At 41.8% G+C, this 18,828-nt stretch carries 19 protein-coding genes; 4 read left to right on the top strand and 15 right to left on the bottom strand.

The window, feature by feature from the left end; translation table 11 throughout:
* Positions 1–25: 25 nt before the first annotated feature.
* From ADA55_RS10485 to ADA55_RS10445, 9 genes are all read right to left on the bottom strand, one after another.
* Entirely contained in the window at positions 26–1,168 is a 1,143-nt protein-coding gene (locus ADA55_RS10485; protein ID WP_048683186.1) for a mannitol-1-phosphate 5-dehydrogenase, read from the bottom strand.
* Positions 1,169–1,173: 5 nt separating this feature from the next.
* A complete protein-coding gene (locus ADA55_RS10480) occupies positions 1,174–3,264 on the bottom strand; it encodes a BglG family transcription antiterminator (protein ID WP_048683181.1) in 2,091 nt (696 codons plus the stop codon).
* Positions 3,265–3,350: 86 nt separating this feature from the next.
* Positions 3,351–5,294: a PTS mannitol transporter subunit IICBA gene (locus ADA55_RS10475; RefSeq protein ID WP_048683178.1), complete on the bottom strand. Its 1,944-nt coding sequence runs from the start codon at positions 5,292–5,294 to the stop codon at positions 3,351–3,353.
* A gap of 202 nt (positions 5,295–5,496) precedes the next feature.
* Entirely contained in the window at positions 5,497–6,789 is a 1,293-nt protein-coding gene (locus ADA55_RS10470) for a CitMHS family transporter (RefSeq protein ID WP_048683174.1), read from the bottom strand.
* Positions 6,790–6,993: 204 nt separating this feature from the next.
* On the bottom strand, positions 6,994–7,875 hold the full coding sequence (locus ADA55_RS10465) for a helix-turn-helix transcriptional regulator (RefSeq protein ID WP_048683171.1): 882 nt from the start codon (positions 7,873–7,875) through the stop codon (positions 6,994–6,996).
* A 117-nt stretch (positions 7,876–7,992) separates the two neighbouring features.
* A complete protein-coding gene (locus tag ADA55_RS10460; RefSeq protein WP_048683166.1) occupies positions 7,993–8,682 on the bottom strand; it encodes a response regulator in 690 nt (229 codons plus the stop codon).
* An 11-nt stretch (positions 8,683–8,693) separates the two neighbouring features.
* Positions 8,694–10,271, bottom strand: a complete 1,578-nt coding sequence (locus ADA55_RS10455; protein ID WP_048683163.1) for an ATP-binding protein — start codon at positions 10,269–10,271, stop codon at positions 8,694–8,696.
* Positions 10,272–10,546: 275 nt separating this feature from the next.
* Entirely contained in the window at positions 10,547–10,930 is a 384-nt protein-coding gene (locus ADA55_RS28395; RefSeq protein WP_072273435.1) for a transporter, read from the bottom strand.
* Positions 10,931–11,268: 338 nt separating this feature from the next.
* Positions 11,269–12,195, bottom strand: a complete 927-nt coding sequence (locus tag ADA55_RS10445) for a DNA-3-methyladenine glycosylase family protein (RefSeq protein ID WP_048683157.1) — start codon at positions 12,193–12,195, stop codon at positions 11,269–11,271.
* Between the two features lie 174 nt (positions 12,196–12,369).
* Here ADA55_RS10445 and ADA55_RS10440 point away from each other — a divergent pair, with 174 nt between their 5' ends.
* Positions 12,370–12,966 carry a bifunctional transcriptional activator/DNA repair enzyme AdaA gene (locus ADA55_RS10440; protein WP_053087386.1) on the top strand — a complete coding sequence of 199 codons (597 nt, stop codon included), beginning with the start codon at positions 12,370–12,372 and terminating at the stop codon, positions 12,964–12,966.
* The gene (locus tag ADA55_RS10435; protein WP_048683150.1) at positions 12,956–13,498 is read left to right on the top strand and encodes a methylated-DNA--[protein]-cysteine S-methyltransferase; all 543 of its coding nucleotides are present in this window, start codon (positions 12,956–12,958) and stop codon (positions 13,496–13,498) included. Before ADA55_RS10440 ends, ADA55_RS10435 begins: the two co-directional genes overlap by 11 nt.
* A gap of 25 nt (positions 13,499–13,523) precedes the next feature.
* Here the strand turns inward: ADA55_RS10435 and ADA55_RS10430 are convergent, their stop codons facing one another.
* From ADA55_RS10430 to ADA55_RS10415, 4 genes are all read right to left on the bottom strand, one after another.
* A complete protein-coding gene (locus ADA55_RS10430; protein WP_170946930.1) occupies positions 13,524–13,967 on the bottom strand; it encodes a DUF2690 domain-containing protein in 444 nt (147 codons plus the stop codon).
* A gap of 84 nt (positions 13,968–14,051) precedes the next feature.
* Positions 14,052–14,513, bottom strand: coding sequence for a DUF2690 domain-containing protein (locus tag ADA55_RS10425; RefSeq protein WP_053087385.1), 462 nt, complete (start codon positions 14,511–14,513; stop codon positions 14,052–14,054).
* Between the two features lie 371 nt (positions 14,514–14,884).
* Positions 14,885–15,511, bottom strand: coding sequence for an NUDIX hydrolase (locus ADA55_RS10420; protein WP_048683141.1), 627 nt, complete (start codon positions 15,509–15,511; stop codon positions 14,885–14,887).
* A gap of 39 nt (positions 15,512–15,550) precedes the next feature.
* A complete protein-coding gene (locus tag ADA55_RS10415) occupies positions 15,551–15,817 on the bottom strand; it encodes a transporter suffix domain-containing protein (protein WP_034309540.1) in 267 nt (88 codons plus the stop codon).
* Positions 15,818–16,035: 218 nt separating this feature from the next.
* Between ADA55_RS10415 and ADA55_RS10410 the strand changes: the two genes are divergently transcribed.
* Entirely contained in the window at positions 16,036–16,716 is a 681-nt protein-coding gene (locus tag ADA55_RS10410; protein ID WP_048683139.1) for a copper homeostasis protein CutC, read from the top strand.
* Here the strand turns inward: ADA55_RS10410 and ADA55_RS10405 are convergent.
* The gene (locus ADA55_RS10405) at positions 16,713–17,171 is read right to left on the bottom strand and encodes a UPF0715 family protein (RefSeq protein WP_048683135.1); all 459 of its coding nucleotides are present in this window, start codon (positions 17,169–17,171) and stop codon (positions 16,713–16,715) included. The two genes, ADA55_RS10410 and ADA55_RS10405, sit on opposite strands and share 4 nt — an antisense overlap.
* Before the next feature lie 85 nt (positions 17,172–17,256).
* On the opposite strand from ADA55_RS10405, the gene ADA55_RS10400 reads away from it, so the two are divergent.
* Positions 17,257–17,652: a hypothetical protein gene (locus tag ADA55_RS10400; RefSeq protein WP_048683131.1), complete on the top strand. Its 396-nt coding sequence runs from the start codon at positions 17,257–17,259 to the stop codon at positions 17,650–17,652.
* A 91-nt stretch (positions 17,653–17,743) separates the two neighbouring features.
* On the opposite strand, the gene ADA55_RS10395 is transcribed toward ADA55_RS10400, so the two are convergent.
* Positions 17,744–18,481 carry a MerR family transcriptional regulator gene (locus ADA55_RS10395; RefSeq protein WP_048683126.1) on the bottom strand — a complete coding sequence of 246 codons (738 nt, stop codon included), beginning with the start codon at positions 18,479–18,481 and terminating at the stop codon, positions 17,744–17,746.
* Positions 18,482–18,828: the final 347 nt, after the last annotated feature.

The raw sequence follows: 18,828 nt of genomic DNA, 5'->3' as shown, positions 1-18,828 counted from the left end.
AAAGATTTCAGGAGTTCTTCTGCTTTTATTTCAAGTTGTTGTAGTGGTTGATGACTTCTTCGGTTATTTCGCTATTCTCGTCCAATCCGCTAACTTCCTTAAGTGCTGAAGCTACACCGTGTTCTTTGATCATCGTTTGCAGTTTAAGGGCTTCTTCATCTTCGTTAAAATCAAAGAGTAAAGCGGCCGCTATCGCTTTCGCCAGATTAGTATAGGATAGGCCGGCTTTCTTTGCTTCTACGGCAGGACGCACGAGACGGTCGTTTGGCCCGAGTTTACGCAGCGGTGAACGTCCGACTCTATTCACCGAGTCATTAAGGTAGGAGTTTTTAAAACGATTAATGATTTTTTCGATATACTGCTGATGCTCACCTGCATCCAAGCCGTATTGCTTTATTAAATAGGCGCCCGTTTCCCCTAGGGTTTTCTTGACTTGCTCCACAATGCTTGCGTCTTCCAATGACTGGTCTATGGTTGATTTTTTATTTTTGAGATAACCGAGGTAAGCAATGACGGCATGTCCTGTATTAACGGTAAACAGTTTTCTCTCAATGAATGGCGCGAGTTCTTTTACAATGGTCATCCCTTCAACGGCAGGTATGCTTTCCTTCGTTTCAACGACCCATTCATAATAAGGTTCCACCAAAACATCGAGTGATCCTTCGTTATTTTGGATAGGAACGATGCGATCGACTGCTGAGTTGAAGAAGTATACTTTATCGGCTAGTTTTTCCTTAGTAGCTTGATCCAGGTTTTCCAAAATGTAGCCTTCTAATAGGTCTGTTGCCGATATTTGGTTTTCGCAAGCGATCACATATAGTTTTTCATCGGTTTCCTTCACTCTTGATGCCAATCCTTTTGCAATTAAAGGAGCGATATGAGGCAAAATATTGGGACCGATAGCAGTGGTGAGGTAGGTTGCTTCGGAAATTGCTTTAATGACTTCCTCTTCCTGCTTTAAACTGTTTAAACCCGAAACATTTTCTACTGTGACTGATTCTTGTTGATCAGTGGCCAGTTTGACTTGATATTGCTTTTTATCATTTAACTGATCGATGATTTGATCAGCTATATCTACAAATGTCACATGATATCCAGATTTTGAAAAAAGTGCTCCGATAAATCCTCTTCCAATGTTTCCTGCACCGAAATGTACTGCTTGTTTCATTACAATCATCCCTTTATCAAGTTAGTATATAAATAATCCAAAAATATGGCTTCCAGCCTTCTTCTAATCATTTCTTCGTCCGAAGATGAAAAAATCATGATGGATTCATTGCTTTCAATTAAGCTTGAACTTATTAAGCTGACGATTTCCTGCTGCTTCACACTCAATTCTTCAGGTGCCAGCATCAGCAGTAAATTTTTCATATGGACGTCATTACCGTCCATACCTTTGACCAGACGATATTCCTCCAGGTGGGCCACCTGGAATATCAGTTCTTTTACATTCTTATGTCTCGTATGGAAAAGGCCCATTCCCGTGCCGGGAATGCCTAAACCGCCCTTTTTTTCCCGTTCCTTCAAGGATCTGACCACATCATCCGCACCCATCAGCAGCTCTTCCGTTTCAGCCATCCCCACCATTTCTTCGATGATTTCTGGATGTCCTTTCCGATGCGGCAGCCGATAAAACCGGAAATTATCCATGATCGACTCGATGCTCTGCTGGGCATCTTTCAATTCCTGCAGCACTTCTTTCAGTTCGCCATCCTCTTTTTTGGTCACGGTATCCTTATGGGATGACTGAATGCCATAACGCTTATTCTTCGTGAAGTTTTCGATATTCTTCCTTAAATAATTCCTGATGTTCAAAATATTCTCTTCACTCAATAGAGGGGATACAAGGATATAATCACTATCGATATACGGAAGCCGGACGGTAGAAATGATCACATCATAGTTTTTCAGACTGCCCTGCTGCTGGATGTCTTTAATCGTCTTGATTTCTACAGTCTCGATTTCGATGATTTCCTTTTTGATCCGGCTTGCAAGCATCTTCGACGTACCGATACCTGTCGGGCAGACGATGAGTGCCCTTATTGATATTTCTTCCTCCCGCAGCACTAATGCAGATCCGAAATGAAGGACGATGAAGGCTATTTCATCTTCAGGAAATTCTTTTATTTCTTTAAATCCCTTTTCCAGACTGGTCTTCACTGCCAAAAAGAGAACCGGGTACTTTCGCTTAATATCTTCGGTTAATGGGTTGTACAATCCCATTTCCTGTTTGATTCGGAAAAGCGATGGTTCCATATGGGCAAGGAGCCCCTGATACAATGGGAAATCCTTTGTCAAATCGATTTGCAGTTGTGCCGAAACATCTTTTATCAGGTTTCTTATCAGCTGGCCAAGCAATACACTGTCATAGGGAACGGCATCAGCCGCATGAAGCTTGGAGCCTTTAAGGATGGCTGCAAGGTAGCTTATATCATCGATGGTAAAAGAAACTTCCAGCATGGTGCTGAGTTCCTTGCCTATTTTATTCATGAGATTATTCTCATCGGAAAGTTCGCTTATTTTATTGAAGTCCTTCTCCAAAAAATATTGGCTTTCATTCCTTTGCAGGGTTACATAAATATGTACAATTAACCCTATATACCCGCTATCCGCCAATCGGGAGTGGGCACTGTTAAAAGTTGAGTTCAGCACCCCATCGATAGCCAGAAGATATTCGGGATCGAAATAGTCGAGGATTTTCGCTTCTGGGAATTTTCCTTCTTGCAGCAAAAATAAACTTTCAATCAGCTCTTCATTAAAGAAGTGCAAGAAATAGGCTGCCTGGGCTTTCCGTTTATTTTCTTCGGTGCCGGCTAGCTCTATTCCGACTCCCCTTTTTCTGGTAATCACGATATTAAAATTCTTTAACCATTCGGTCAGTTCGTCCAAATAGGTTGTAAGAGTCGTAATGCTTATAGCGAGATCCCCCGCAAGTACTTGAGTTTTATACGATTCTTCCTGCAGTAAAGCTAAAAGAAGATGCAGTTTTCTTTCTTGTGGCGTTTGATCGATCGGATGATTGCCCATCAGATGCTGTACAAGCCGAAAGACTTGTTCATTCTTCCCGTCGATGGACAGTCCCTCATGTGTATTGCGTGTTAAATGCAACTCGAATGATTGCAGGATTTTTTCTATGGACTTCAGATCGCGTTGAACCGTCCGGACACTAACATTCAATTGTGTCGCAATGGATAAGGCTGTATGTTTTCCTGAAGTTTTTATGATCAATTCTATGATTGATTTTTCCCTTGAAGTAATATACATGCTACCAACTCATTTCTGGTGGAGTAACACGAGAAAATACTGAATAGAAAAGCGTATAACGCTTTTCTATTCTTGGTTAAGAGTATTTAATTATTTTCTACACTTATAATATCCATCAATTCCCTGGCTGATGTGGCTTTAACCATCTTTTCAATATTCTCCATGTCAGAGCATGTAACTGCAATGCCAGATAGAATTTCAAGATGTGTCCCGTCCTTGCCGGCAATGCCGAATATCAATCTTGCCTTTTGGCCGTCAAAGTCGACACCATCAGGAATTTGTAAAACGGTAAATCCGGATTTAAGGACATCTTTCTTAGCTTCCTCGGTTCCGTGCGGAATGGCTACATCATTCCCCATATATGTTGAAGTCAATTCATCACGGGCAATCATCGCTTCAATATAACTTTCCTTAACGTAACCTGCATTGACCAAAGCTCTTCCCGCAAAGCGGATCGCTTCTTCCTTATTGGCGAATTGTTGATTAAGGAAGACATTTTCTTCGCGAAGCAATTCATTACCTTCCTGCTCATCCTCGTCGATGCCAGGCTCGATTGAGTGTTCACGAACACCGGGAACCTTCTCTTCCGCATCTTCGACGATTTCATGCAGCTCATCGGTACCGTCATCCTGAAGCCGTGCAAGCAATGAATCGTATTCAGGGCTTGATAGGAAATTATCGACGGATACATGATAGGCATTCGGCACTTTATTCTGTGCCCTTGGAGTTAACTCTTCCTGTGTAATGACGATTTGTGCATCAGCAGGAATGTTTGAGATTGCCGTATTTGTAACAGTAATATTCAATCCGGCTTCCTTCACCTTCTTGCGAAGCAGCGAAGCCCCCATCGCACTTGATCCCATCCCGGCATCGCAGGCAAATATTATTTTGCTGACGTTTGTTGGCATCGTTCCAGGATCTGAAGCGAATACATCGGCAACAGAGCTTTTCTTGCCTTTCATTTCTTGCATTTTTTTCGCGGCATCTTCAATATTCTCTTCAGATTGCTTTCCTGTTTTCAGGATGAATGCACCGACGATGAATGAAACAAGGGCGGCTACGATGACGCCTGCAAAGTTAGCAATATATGCACCTGCATTATGCGGAGTTACCGCTGTAATGGCAAGTATGCTGCCTGGAGATGCTGGAGCGAACAATCCTCCGCCCAGTAGGACCAAAGTGAAAACTCCACTCATGCCTCCAAGAATGACGGCTAAGAATAACATCGGCTTCATTAGGATATAAGGGAAATAAATTTCATGGATCCCGCCGAAGAAATGAATGATGGCAGCTCCTGGCGCCGATTTCTTCGCCGTTCCCTTTCCAAAAAAGCAATAAGCAAGCAGTACGCCGATACCTGGTCCTGGATTCGATTCCAGAAGGAACAGGATGGAAGCCCCTGTTTGTTTAACTTGCTCTACACCAATTGGTGATAGTACACCATGATTGATGGCATTGTTCAAGAACAAGACCTTGGCAGGCTCGATCAGAATACTTGTCAACGGCAGTAAACCTGTACCGACAAGCCAATCGACTCCTGCTACAAGCCAGCCTGTAAATACGTCAACAGCAGGCCCGATGGCCAAGAAGGATAGAATGGACAATAAGCCGCCAATAATCCCCGCCGAGAAATTATTAACAAGCATTTCAAAACCTGCTTTTATTTTCCCTTCAATCAATTGATCGAATTTCTTGATGACATAACCGCCGAACGGTCCCATTATCATGGCTCCAAGGAACATCGGGATGTCAGATCCGACGATGACGCCCATTGTCGCAATGGCACCGACTACACCGCCGCGGTGGTCATGGATTAGCTTACCGCCCGTATACCCAATTAAAAGCGGCAATAAAAACGTAACCATCGGTGTAACCATTTTGGCAAGGCTTTCATTTGGCAGGAAACCAGATGGGATGAATAGGGCAGTGATTAGCCCCCATGCTATGAAAGCTGATATATTCGGCATGACCATTGAACTTAGAAAGTTACCGAACTTTTGAACTGCAACTTTTATATTAAAGTGAGCCATTTTTGCTCTCTTCCCTTCTTATTAATATAGTTTCCTTTAATCTTAAGGTACGTACATCCCTCATTCAATAAAAGAAAAAGCTAACTTTGTCGCGAAAGAGAAGACAAACATAATGTATCTCACTTTTCCAGATTTATTCAGCGCTTGATGCAGACAGAAAAGAGTCCCGTTCGCCAACGTGACGAACGGGACTCTTAGAGCTTTATAGCGGGATGATTCCCAATAGGACGCAAACCACTATCATGACAAGCGTCGATCCGCATGCCCATTTCAGGAAAGTGCGCTGCAAGGCACCGAAATCTTCCCCTACCATTCCAACCAATAGATAGGTAGATGGAACAAGCGGGCTTAGTAGATGGACAGGAAGCCCCAATAGTGAAGCTCTGCCGATCAGGGCAGGGTCAATTCCATAAGCAGCTCCCGCTTTAGCAAGCAATGGGAGCACCCCATAATAAAATGCGTCATTAGACATGAAGAACGTAAAAGGTGCTGAGATGATGGCTGTGATGACAGCAAAATGTGCGCCCATTTGATCTGGAATATGCTGAATCAAAGAGTTTGCCATGGCATCGACCATCTCCGTGCCGGCAAGGATTCCAGTGAAAACACCTGCTGCAAAAATCATCGAAATAACAGATAAAGCATTGTCGGCATAGTTTGCTACACGTTCCTTCTGATCACTGAGTTTCGGATAGTTAACTGTAATGGCAATCGCGAAACCTACCATGAACAGAACCGCTGAAGGCATAAGTTCCATAATCAGCGCAACCAGCAGTGTAAGAGTCAATGCGTAATTGAATATGATCAATTTAGGCCGTTTAAGATAAGCATCTTCCGTTGCAGCCGCGTGCTGTGCCACAGCATGATAATCGACTTCAATGATCCCGATTCTCTTTCTTTCTTTTTTACCCAGGCAATATGCCATGAAAAGGACGAATAGTACTCCGCCAATCATCGCAGGAATGACAGGGGTGAAAACATCGGACATTTCAAGTTTTAAAGCGGTCATCACCCGTGCTGTAGGGCCTCCCCAAGGAAGAAGGTTCATGACTCCAGATGACGAAACGGCAATACCGGCCAATACTAGCGGTCTCATTCCAATCCGTTTATATAGCGGAAGCATGGCTGAAATCGTTATCATATATGTAGTCGTACCATCTCCATCCAAGGAAATCAGCAAAGCCAGGACTGCCGTGCCGATGGCAATTTTCACCGGATCTCCTTTTACAACCTTAAGAATCGTATTGATGATCGGGTCAAAAACCCCAGCATCAATCAAAATGCCAAAGAAAAGGATCGCAAATAAAATCATGATTCCCGTTGGCGCAACGTCTTTGATGCCTTCCAGCGCCATCTCACCCATTTTACCGCCAAACCCGCCAATAAGTGCAAAGGCACTTGGTACTGCAATCAAAGCTATCATGGCTGAAAGTCGCCCTGTCATAATTAAAATCATAAACACTACTATCATCAAGTATCCTAATAAAGCGAGCATATCTATCACTCCTATCTTCTAATAAGATAAAGTGTATATGAAACCGCTTCATTTGTAAGCGTTCTCAATTTATTGTGTTTTAAAACTATTTTGTTAATTGTGTTCATTGTGTTCACGGAAGCGATTTTTCGAGGATGAACCGAGCGCCACTCCCCGGGTTGAATGGCGCGTTCTTTAAGGAATTCAGCAATTATTTAGGCGCATTCATTCTTCAAATGATAAATTTGCCGGTCCGTCCAATAGGTCGCAGCCGTAGTCTATATTGGTCGTTGGTGTATCGATACTGACTTCCTCGAATTCCAATTCATCGATCCATACTTGGCCGCGTCCTGAAAGAAGGACCCCGAATGAAATGATGGCACTGTTTTCGGGTACATCCAGGACAATATAGTAATGGTTCCATTCCGTATCGTTGACGATGGGCCGATCCCCCATATTGTCGAATTGCAAAACATCCTGAAGCGCATTATCCACCCTCATCCATAAACCACAAAATCCATCAACACCTTTTGATTTTAAAAAACCCGACAGTTTCATTCTTTTACCAAGGTAATTTTCCGCCTTGAATTGCTGCATCATCGTTGCAAATTCCTCCTTGGATTCGGTAGTGACGGATTTCAGGAATCCTGATGCCTGGCCTTTATGGAATGTCTCCCGGTCAATTCCCATTTGATAATTGAATGGATGACTCCCGCTTACATTCCAGCCTTTTAATAATTGTTCGTTCTTCATCGTCATTTCCTCCTTTTGCAAGGTTAGTTTACTTACGAGTTTCCGATATTGCCCTGGCGGCAGGTCATAGTATTTCTTGAATGAACGAGTAAAGGATTCCTGTGTTTCAAAGCGGTAATATAAAGCAATATCGATTATTTTTTCATCGGTATAAAGCAGCATGTTAGCTGCATTGGCAATTCTTCGATATCGAATATATTCCGATACGGTCACACCAACCTCCTTGTGAAAAATACGATGATAATGAAACTTCGAAAAACCTGCGAATCGAGAGATGTTCTCCAAGGACAATTCGGCTTGTAAGCTATTCTCTATATATTCAATCGTTTTTTGGATGATGGGGCTATATCTCATTTCCGAACCTCCTTAAGAAAAGGATAACAGATTAACATATCGTTTTTTTTCATAATCTTTCAAACGATGCATCATAAAAAAAACACCTTCAATCTTGAAGGTGTCTCTCACTTAATTCTATTGAATTTTATAATATCTTCGCTCAGGTCTCCCCACTACCCCATATACGACTTCCGCTTTACATTTCTTAACGGAAATCAAGTATTCCAGATAGCGTCTCGCGGTTGTCCTGGAAGCACCGATCTGTCCGCTCACTTGTTCAGCCGACAAACCGATATCGCTTGCTTCGAGTACCTCTATCACCTTCGCCAAAGTGATTTCGTCGACCCCTTTCGGCAGGTCCTGCCCATCGTTCGATTCCAAAACGGATGAACCCTTTTTCAAAATGAGATCCACAAAATCCTGGTCTATCTCTTGTTTGGATTTCATCAGATGGACTTTCTTCAGATACTCTTCGATAACTTGGTTGAAGCGCTTCATCTCCACTGGTTTAATTAAATAATTCTCCACACCATAGTGAAGCGCCTTTTCCAGTTGTTCTTTATCCGTTGCCGCGGTAATCATGATGATATCCACATTCGGGAATTTTTTCCGTATGTCCGGAAGGAGGTCTGTACCAAGCTGATCTGGCATATAAACATCAAGCAAAAGCAGATCCGGGCTTTTTTGTTCCAAGATCCGAAGCGTTTTTTTGGCATTGACAGCTTTTCCGACCACTTCTATTTCATCAAAGTTTTTCAAGAATTTTTCATGGATATCCGCTACACGAAAATCATCTTCTGCGATGACTGCTCTTATCTTCTGCATTCTTTCCCTCCTCACTGTTCTTTAGGAAGATAAACGGTGAATATGGTGTTCCCATCCTCGCTTTGAACCTCGATGATGCCGCCCAGCTCTTTGACGACATGATCAGCATTCGAAAGTCCATAACCACTCGGACTTCCGCTGTTTTTCGAAGTGAAACCCCGATCGAAAATATGGGCGATGGCATCCTCAGGTATTCCTTTTCCGTTATCACTCACTTCAAATACCATATCATTTCCGATATCTGTGGCGAAAAATTTCACGAGCGGCTCCTCCATGCTTGAAACCGCTTCAAGTGCATTATCGATAATGTTGCCTAGAATCAATGTTAGTTGTGACAATTTTATATGATCCGGCAGTTTCTCTAGGTAGCTTTGTGCGTCTATTTCAAAGATGATCTTCTTCTCCGATGCTTTCCCGATCTTGCCAAGTAACAGGGCTTGTACCTTTGTATCCTTTATCTGTTCGAACACGACACGGTTCAGGGAATGCAATTCTGATGTTTCGCTTTGAATCATATCGATTGCTTCATCATATTCCCCTAATTGTATCAATCCTGATAGGACGTATAGTTTATTGGTAAATTCATGGGTTTGTGCCCTTAAATCCTCTGAATGCATCTTCACTTCCGATAATGTGTTGACCATTTCCTCAATTTCCGTTCGATCACGGAACGAAGCGACAACACCGCTTACCCCTTCACTATCGAAAATCGGCGTACAATTGACGATAACGGATTTGTCTTCCCATGAAATCTCCTTATCCACTTGCGGTTCACCGGACTTCAGCACCTCGAATAAATATTTCGAAGGAAATAGGCCATCGACGTTCAAATGGCGAACGGACTCTTTAATATCCAGCAATTTTTTTGCCGGCTGATTCATCGAGGTAATCAGCCCATTTTGGTCAATGGCCAGAATCCCTTCTTTCACCGATTGAAGCACTGCATTTTTTTCTTTATATAAATTGGCAATTTCAAATGGTTCCAGCCCCAGTGTATCTTTACGTATGCTCCTTGCCAGCATATAACTGCCAATGATCGAGATCATGATGGCCACTAAAGATACAATCATCTCCTTGGACAAATCCTTGAAAATTTGGGCGCGGACATCGTCCACCAAAAAACCGACGGAGACGATTCCAATTATTTTTCCATCCTCATTGAATACCGGTGACTTCCCCCGAATGGAAAGACCGAGTGATCCTGCCGCTTCGGAGACATAATATTCGCCTTCCCGAATGGCCCTGCTATTATCCCCGCCTTCCATCCGCTTCCCAATTTCGGAAGCCAGCGGATGGGAAAAGCGAATTCCCTCTGCATTCCCTACAACGATGAACTCAGCACCTGTTTCCCTGCGGATCTTTTCGGCAATCGGCTGGATGATGCCAGCGGGATCATCCGTCTCAAAAGCCTCTGTAACGGTAGGCATGAAGCTAATCGTCTTTGAAAGCTCCAACGCCAATTGACCTTTATCCTTCGCTATTTGCCTTCCTTCCATATAGGAAAAAGTAGTCGTCAATAACAGGATCAAAAACAGGCTCAACGATAGAACTAACCCGAGAATCTTGGTTTCCAGCGATACTTTCCTCATATTCAACAGCATCCTCTATTTTCATTTTCATTCACTAATTTTTATAGGAGCATAATGATTTTACCATTTCTATTAAATATTGAACATTGTTGGCCGTTTATTTCCTATTTTAAGAAAGATGAACACGCCGATGATGGTGCGAAGTTCAAGGAGCAGTTGTTTTCCACCTTGTAATCTTAATGATGTTTATCTTTGGACAATGCTGCTTCTGTCTTGAAAGCAAAACAATCTGAAACAAAAAATGCTCAAAGGAAACATTTCCTTTGAGCATTTTTTCAAAAACAGGTAAATGAATTGATTTGTCTTGTATCGATGCCAAAAATCGTCCAGAACCTGCCATTCCACCTGAAGCCGGCAACAGAACGCGGACCGACGAAGATGGGATAATACCAGAAACGTGCACCATTGTTTAGCCATATAAAAGTATTCCTGAACAGACAAAACGAAATCGCACCTGGATCTATCGCAAATGTTGAAGCCGATTGCTGTTGGGGAATAAACGCTGGCGGAGGGGCTGTCGGTGCTTGCGAACCCGGCGGTGGTCCTGGCTGACCCGGAAATTGAGGTAAACCAGGTATGCCCGGAAATCCGGGTAGACCGGGAAACTGCCGTTCAAGAAATACTTGATCTTCATAATGATACGTTGGGTACATAAACATGGTCATTCACCTCTATAAGATTGAATGTAATAAGTTATGAAAAATGGACCCGACGTGTTTGGGCTGGAAATTAAATTTAACTTAGAAAATGGAGATATATCGACGTAATCTATAGTTTTATCTCCGAATACGGGGGATATATCAACGAATTCTACTGTTTATCTCCGAATATGGAGATATATCGTCGAAATTTATTGTTTTATCTCCGAAAATGGAGATATATCGACGAATTCTATTGTTTTATCTCCAAATATGGAGATATATCGAGAACCTTGCTAGTATTTCTCAGGAAATGATGATATATCGACGAATCTTGCTGGTTTTTCTCCGAAGTAGATTCAATAGAGCAATCTCCATAAATAGAAGGTTGCATAGGATTCCCAGTCAGCCCATGCTTTTGAAAGTTTCCGGATTTCAGCTTTCGTTGGTTTTGCTTCTGTTTGCATGAGAAGTTTCATGGAATTATGCAGCCCGACGTCATCGATGGGAAAGGCTGCTGGAAAACGCAAACAGCGCATCAAGACATAGTTCGCTGTCCACGGACCGATTCCCCGTATGTTGGTCAGCATTTTTTCAGCCTCTTTTACATCCTTTGCATTCAATAGCTTTTCTTTAGTAAGTTCCCCTTCTGCAATCAGTTGAGCAACACCTATTAAATATTCACACTTCTTTACGGTCATCCTCAAATCGGAAAAATCTTCTACGGTCAATTTCGCGATCGCATCAGGTGTCGGAAACAGCCAATATTGCTTTCCTTCGAATTCAACATATTCACCAAATCCCTCCACAAGCCTCCGTTTCAAGGTATAGGCATAAGTCAAGTTAATCTGCTGACCAAGTATTCCCCAGGCAACCGCTTCAAATAAATCAGGGATGCCCATATTTCTCAAGCCGAAGAATTGGCTTACCGGCTTTTGCAATAAAGGGTCCTTTTGGGCCAATTCATAAAAAGGAAGCAGATTTGTCTCAAGATCGAACCAGTGACGAACGTATTGGGAAACAGCATTCTTTACCTGATTATCCATCGGTGCAGTTCGTCCTGGAAAACGAACGTTCAGCTCCGTTTCATCCACCGCACTGATTTCTACTAAAAGTGTCTCGTTTTCGACAACCAGTGCTCGATAAATCTTTTGATCAACAATATCGAACAGACATTCATTGGAGGATCTTGATAAATATTTAAGATTTTCCGAAAAACTAAACTCTTTTGGTGCATGAATTCTCAATTCATTCATGCCTTCATCATTTGATAATGTCTCTTTCATTCTGCTCCCTCCTTTAGCTTTATTCTAATGACAAACCGATACGTTATCTTGCTCTTTCATTTAACTCCCTAATTTTAACAAATTTTATTGAACAATTACGTTATCTTGCTTTTATATTATCAAAATGTTTGTATATCAACCCTTTCTTGTATACTAAATGGAGAGGTGAATGTAGTGAATCCGAAAAAAGCAGATTTCCCGAATGAGTATTGGAAAGCTATTATAGATTGTGATGCAGCATATGATGATCATTTTTTATACGGGGTAATTACGACAGGCATCTTTTGCAGGCCCTCCTGTAAATCAAGGGTGCCTAAAAAGGAAAACGTGAAGATCTTCAAAAATGCCATGATGGCTTTGGAAGAGGAGTTCCGGCCTTGTAAACGATGTAAACCGGAAGGACTGAATGTGCCGACAGAAGAATGGGTTGAACAAATAGCCGAATGGATCGACACCCATTACAGCGAACCCCTCACTTTGAACAAATTGGCGGATATTTCCCACGGCAGCCCGTATCATTTACAACGATCATTCAAGCGAGTGAAGGGAATATCGCCCACTGAATACATTCAGCGGCTTCGCCTTGAAAAAGCGGTGAGGCTGCTGGAAACCTCCGAACTGCCGATAACTGAAATAGGCTTCGCTACCGGGTTCTCCAGTACGCCCTATTTCATGACGTTATTCAAAAGGAAAATGGGGAATACCCCTTCAGGATATAGGAATGCTTATCTCAAAACTCAAGCTTTGGAGCGTGAAGCAAATGAAGAATGATAAAAAACAAACCATTGACTGGTCCATATTGCATTATGATAAGTGGCAATTATATGTGGCCAGGACGGAAAAAGGGCTTTGCTATGTAGGCTCTCCCGGTCAAACGTATGAAGAACTGAAGTCCTTGATGCAAAAACGCTTTCCAAATGCGAACCTTGTTGAAAATAAAAAAGCATTAAATCCCTATCTAAAAGAACTACAAGAATATTTCGAAGGAACCAGGCAGACTTTCTCTCTTCCCGCAGATATAAAAGGCACCCCCTTTCAACAAGAAATTTGGGCAGCGCTGAATCAAATACCCTATGGACAAACCTGTTCCTATTCCGATATTGCCCAAATCATCCAAAGACCTGCAGCTATTCGGGCGGTTGGTACGGCCATTGGCGCCAACCCAATTCTGATCACGGTGCCATGTCACAGGGTTATCGGAAAAAACGGGGCCATTACCGGCTACCGTGGAGGTACGGAGATGAAACGATATCTACTTCAATTGGAAGCACAATCTGACCGCAAAAAAAGCATCCGGCTATAAGGATGCTTTTTTGCGTTTTTGTTTTTTAGTACCAAATAGTCACCGCTTTATTATAGGCATCACTATTTGGAATCGCATGGATCCCTTGGGCCTGTGCTTTGCGCGGGTCATAATCATATACCATTGGTGTATAGCATGAGGTCTGCCCGATATTCACAACACCATTGCCCCCGGAACTTGAGCATGTATAGGCCTTACCATCAGTACTTCGGACTATTCTGGCATCCGCTTCATGATTGTATACGGCGGGGCGTGTTACGGTCACTTTTGCCCACGCGGTTTTACACACAGTGCTGTATTTCAATTCTACGTACGAATTGGAATCGATCCATTTTTTATCCTTCGTTACCGCCGAATTTGCACAACTATTATAGTATGGACTTTTTCCATCATAGGTGTGTGTTTCGGCCAGTGCTTGATTTTTTCCAAATCCAAAGTCGACAATAAACATCGACAGTGTCATCACCATGGATAAACCTATCATTTTAAGCTTTTTATTCAATTCATTCATCCTTTCTTTGCAAAAATATAGATGAAGGTTTTTCTTTTTTCATTAATACCAGTCGGTTTCACCTGCTGTATATGGCCAAAAGGCTACCGCTTTTGCTTTTCGCGGATCTAAATCATATACCATCGGTGTATAGCATGACGTTTGACCTTTATTTATTTCACCATTTCCTCCAGGAGATGCACAGCTGAATTGTTTATTATCAGTATTGCGGACAACCAATGCCGTTGCCTCACCATCTGCTTTAGCCGGTCTGCTTAGAGTGATCTTCGCCCAGGCGGTTTTACACACAGTGCTGAATTTCAACTCCAAATTGGCAGAACCGCCATTGGCATAAATTTTCACCGACTTCTTCGTGACAGCGCTATTCGCACAACCATTATAGTAAGGACTTTTTCCATCATAGGTGTGTGTTTCTGCTGAAGCTTTGCTCGCAAAAGAATCAAGGGAGCCAAAAAGGACTAAAGAAGCTACAAAAAATGAAATGCATAAAACCATTTTTTTCATTATTTCACTCATCCCCTTAACAAAATTTATACACTGTTCATCTTACAATTTTGTAATATTCTTACAAGTGATAAATTCCCTAGTTCATGAAAAACTACATCCCCGCCCTTACGTTGCAGCCCGGCATCATCATTACAGTCTGGTGTGTCTCGCTTTATCAGCTGAATCATCACAGAGACAAAGTCATTATCCCTATGAGCCATTCAGGACAAAATAAGGTAACAACTAAGAACTTATGCGTATCAAGCTGGAACAAAACGAGCCAATAGACTGCCGTTGATCGGGAAAGATACAGGTCGATATACTTAATGTTTTTTCAAGAAAAAGAAAAGCCCCGACAAAACTCGATTCGTTTTGTCAGGGCTTTATTTTCATTTAGCGAGGTTTTCTCTGATCAATCTAATGATGCTTTCATAATAGGAACGATCATGCGGAACGAACTCATCCCGTCCAACAAATCGATCGATCATCATCCTGCGGCCTTCGTGATTCATTTCAAATCCCTTAATATTCACTTTGTCCTTCGCTTCGGTCCAAAGCTCTTCGAAGTCATTCAGCACAACCTTCACCATCCCGGAAACCTCTTCTGGCTGCAGGGTGAAATCATCGAAGCCATGTGCACGTTCATATAGAAAGACGTTTGCCAGTTCTTTGTCGATGAAACCTTCTGTCGTTTGATGGTATTCAATAATCCCTAATGGAACCAACTCGTCAAAGGAAACGTCAATGCCTAGCTCTTCTTTTATCTCCCTTACTCCGTCGTATACCGTTTCATGAGCCAATAAATGGCCGGCAGCCGTAATATCCCATAGATTCGGATAATCTTTTTTCATCGCACAACGATGCTGAAGATATAGGTAATCCACGCCCGCTTCCGAACTTGCGAACCAGCAATGGAAAACCTCATGCCAATGTCCCAATCTATGTACTTCCTCTCGCGAAGCCACGCCGGTTTGAATGCGATTGGAATCGAAAACTTTCAACAACTCAGTTTCCATTTGAGCTTCACTCCCAGCCCTTTTTTATAAAAAACCGCTTCAGCCTTTTTCTTTTCTCCAATTTTTCGGGTTTAAATAGCCTTTATATTTAGCGGCCACTTCTTTCCCGACCAAAAGCGCGCCTGCCCAAAACATCACTTCCGCAAAGACAATCGCACCTGTTATGACCCCAGCCTTAACCGCAGTCGAAAATGGCGTAAAAGGAGCTGCGACAGGAATGATCCAAGTGAGAAGGGAAATGATAAGGAACCCCATCCCTACTTTGTAAAATCTCGATTTCTTTATTTCCTTACTTTCTTTATCCAATTAAATAACCTCCGTCATGATGATTTTCATTTAATTACCCCGCCGAACAAATATACCATTGAATATATTCTTTTTTTATACGTTTGAATGTTCATTTCGTTTCATAAATTTGAGAAATAAAGATATTCCATTTGTGGAAAACTATTAATGAATTGACTTTACGATTTTTAATGGATTTAATATTCATATAACACTTGCATGCAGGAAAGGAAAATCCAATGTACATTGAATTCATTGCCACAACGATAGAAGATGCCCTAATAATCGAAGAATCGGGCGCAGACCGAATCGAGCTTGTCAGTTCTTTGGCCGAGGGTGGATTAACTCCAAGCCACGCCCTGATAGAAGCTGTCGTCAATTCAGTGAAGATACCAGTCAACGTGATGGTAAGGCCTCACAGCCAGTCTTTTTGCTATACGCAAAAGGATTTGGAAATCATGAAAAAAGATATCCAAATCATTCGATCACTGGGAGCGAACGGGGTCGTATTAGGTGCATTAAATGAAAAAAATGAAATCAATCGGCCATACCTCGAAGAACTATTGACCGTATGTGAAGGTTTGGAGATTACATTCCACCGAGCCATCGATGATACGCACGACCCTGTCATTTCAGCTGAAATGCTAGCACAATATCCAGAAATCACTACGATATTGACCTCAGGCGGGCATGGGGATTTCCCTGGCCGCATGAAAACGATTCAACAAATGAAAAGAGTCTGCGGCGACATAGCCATACTGGTTGGAAGCGGATTGAATAAGGATAATATCCTTTCTATCCATTCCGAACTGCATACCGGTCACTATCATTTCGGTACGGCTGTTCGAAAAAACAACAGTATCATCGAAGGAGTTACATTAGAAAAAGCTAAAGAAATCGTAAACTTGCTAAAGAATTAATGTTGGAAGGGACCATTTAACCGGTCCCTTTTTATGATGCAGAGCTTTTTTTTTTGTAAAAAGACCGAATCCCAAAACCAAAAAAACAGTGCCGCTAAAAGGCTGATTGCATAGTAATTCTTTGTAGTTAAAATATCCATGCTGAAGTCAAAATTAAGCACCGAACTATAAATGAATACGGCCGGCAAAGAGAAAAAAATATAAAGGCAAAAATAGTTTAAACTGAATTTTTTAGGATGTTTATTGAAAAGGACCTGTACCGGAACAGCAAATAATAAATAAGGGATAACGACATAAGAAGAAATCACGATAATGCCAATCACTCCCCAGGTACCCAGGCTGAATACAACCAACACCGTGGAAAGCGAAAGACAGGAAGAAGCTAGACTAAAAAAATAATAAGGAATCACATCGCTTAGCTCCGAAACCTTTTGACTGATTTTCCAAAGTTCCATTTTAACCAGTACCTCGCAGTCTACCATAATATAATGGGAATTTTTACATAATCATTATACTATATAAAATGGAGGTGTTTTTATTTTGGAGCTATATATCGAGTTATTCGTGTTTCTGGCCATCATCTTTTTAATCGTCCTTTCCAATAGATTCATACCCTGGTTGGTAAAATCTGCCATTGTCGTTTATTACTCTGTCATTTCCTATATCTTCATTACCACAAAAAATAAAATTGATGAACGGTATGAAAATATCACTCCTGTGCCTGACGCCTACTGGGATAAAAATTCAGCCTGGGTTGACACGATGACTGGTTATTATTCATGGTCCTTTTTAATCATTCTCCTGTTCATTTATTTTAAATGGTTCACAAGTGTGAAAAGTAAGGAAGCGAAGGGATGGGTGCTAATTAGTTTCATTCCATCTTTGGCCGTTTTTTTTACTTTTCATATTCATATTCAATTTTTCATACGGGTATAGACCATAGGGGTTGGCTATTGCCTGATATCCAGCTCCAATAAGAAGGTTGCCGGAGCGACCTTCTTATTTTGAAATTTCTTAATCTTGAGATTCAATTTTTGTTAGCATCAGCAAAATGCCCCATCGCATCACACATGAATTTTGCCAATCCTTCACCGTATTGATCGATATTTTTGGTGAAGCGTTGATCGTCCACGTACATTTGACCTAATCCTTTGAAAGCATCCAGCGAGTATGTGCCGAAGTTATTGTTCAAACAATCATACCATTCTTTAATGGCCTCTTGTGCCTCCTCCGACTTAGGCGAAGCATCTCGGATTGCCGCAAGTTTTAAATAGATCTCCGATACAACTTTCTGTGCATCTTTGGACATGCCCGCCACTTTAGCCTTCGACTCATCGACAGCTTTATCCCCCCAAAGCTTGCGAGCCTCTTCTTCATATGGATTCTGACTGAAGTCAAATCCTTCAAATTTCTCTTTATTCGTCATCTGAATTTCCCCTTTCATATGTTTGATCGATTTTTCGACCGTCTTAATTAATTTATCGAGCTGACTGCGTTTCTCCAGTAACATTTTTTGATGTTGCTTTAACGCATCTTGTTTATCAAACGAAGAGCTGTTTACCATTTGTTTTATTTCCTTTAATGGCATGCCAAGTTCCCTGAAAAACAGGATTTGCTGCAACATCTCAAGATTATCATTCGAATAAAGGCGATAACCTGCATCGGTTATTTCCTCCGGCGATAATAACCCGATTTCATCATAATAATGCAGTGTCCGCACACTAATGCCAACCAAATCGGCTAGCTCCTTCACTTTCATTGCCACTGCTTCTTACCTCCTTTCGATATCATTTACATTAAGGTATCACGCAACGTCAGAGTCAAAGGAAAAATGAAAATTTCCCGCCCAAATTTAAAAGACGATCCTTCCTAATGAAGAATCGCTGTTGGTAGAGTTCTCTCTTTGTAAAAGCTTCGGATTAAAGTCAAATCCAATTTACTTGTCCGCTATTGATGTTCATGCACTATGTAGTAAATTTCCCATTACTCGTAAGTTTTACGCATTTACTCGCGGGTTTCGCGCTTTTACTCGTGAGTTTGGGCTTTACTCATGAATTTCGCGCTTTTACTCGTGAGTTTGGCACTTTTACTCGTGAGTTTCGCGCTTTTACT

It is taken from the genome of Bacillus sp. 220_BSPC, from assembly GCF_001054655.1.
Lineage (GTDB): Bacteria > Bacillota > Bacilli > Bacillales > DSM-1321 > Peribacillus > Peribacillus frigoritolerans.
This window is presented reverse-complemented; position numbering and strand designations above follow the sequence as displayed.

Coding starts and splice junctions, on each gene's coding strand:
- ADA55_RS10475 (WP_048683178.1), bottom strand. CDS start 5,294: ATGGCTCACTTTAATATAAAAGTTGCAGTTCAAAAGTTCGGTAACTTT.
- ADA55_RS10480 (WP_048683181.1), bottom strand. CDS start 3,264: ATGTATATTACTTCAAGGGAAAAATCAATCATAGAATTGATCATAAAA.
- ADA55_RS28395 (WP_072273435.1), bottom strand. CDS start 10,930: ATGTTTATGTACCCAACGTATCATTATGAAGATCAAGTATTTCTTGAA.
- ADA55_RS10485 (WP_048683186.1), bottom strand. CDS start 1,168: ATGAAACAAGCAGTACATTTCGGTGCAGGAAACATTGGAAGAGGATTT.
- ADA55_RS10420 (WP_048683141.1), bottom strand. CDS start 15,511: ATGGAAACTGAGTTGTTGAAAGTTTTCGATTCCAATCGCATTCAAACC.
- ADA55_RS10445 (WP_048683157.1), bottom strand. CDS start 12,195: ATGAAAGAGACATTATCAAATGATGAAGGCATGAATGAATTGAGAATT.
- ADA55_RS10430 (WP_170946930.1), bottom strand. CDS start 13,967: ATGGTGATGACACTGTCGATGTTTATTGTCGACTTTGGATTTGGAAAA.
- ADA55_RS10455 (WP_048683163.1), bottom strand. CDS start 10,271: ATGAGGAAAGTATCGCTGGAAACCAAGATTCTCGGGTTAGTTCTATCG.
- ADA55_RS10425 (WP_053087385.1), bottom strand. CDS start 14,513: ATGAAAAAAATGGTTTTATGCATTTCATTTTTTGTAGCTTCTTTAGTC.
- ADA55_RS10460 (WP_048683166.1), bottom strand. CDS start 8,682: ATGCAGAAGATAAGAGCAGTCATCGCAGAAGATGATTTTCGTGTAGCG.
- ADA55_RS10470 (WP_048683174.1), bottom strand. CDS start 6,789: ATGCTCGCTTTATTAGGATACTTGATGATAGTAGTGTTTATGATTTTA.
- ADA55_RS10435 (WP_048683150.1), top strand. CDS start 12,956: ATGAAGAATGATAAAAAACAAACCATTGACTGGTCCATATTGCATTAT.
- ADA55_RS10410 (WP_048683139.1), top strand. CDS start 16,036: ATGTACATTGAATTCATTGCCACAACGATAGAAGATGCCCTAATAATC.
- ADA55_RS10465 (WP_048683171.1), bottom strand. CDS start 7,875: ATGAGATATAGCCCCATCATCCAAAAAACGATTGAATATATAGAGAAT.
- ADA55_RS10405 (WP_048683135.1), bottom strand. CDS start 17,171: ATGGAACTTTGGAAAATCAGTCAAAAGGTTTCGGAGCTAAGCGATGTG.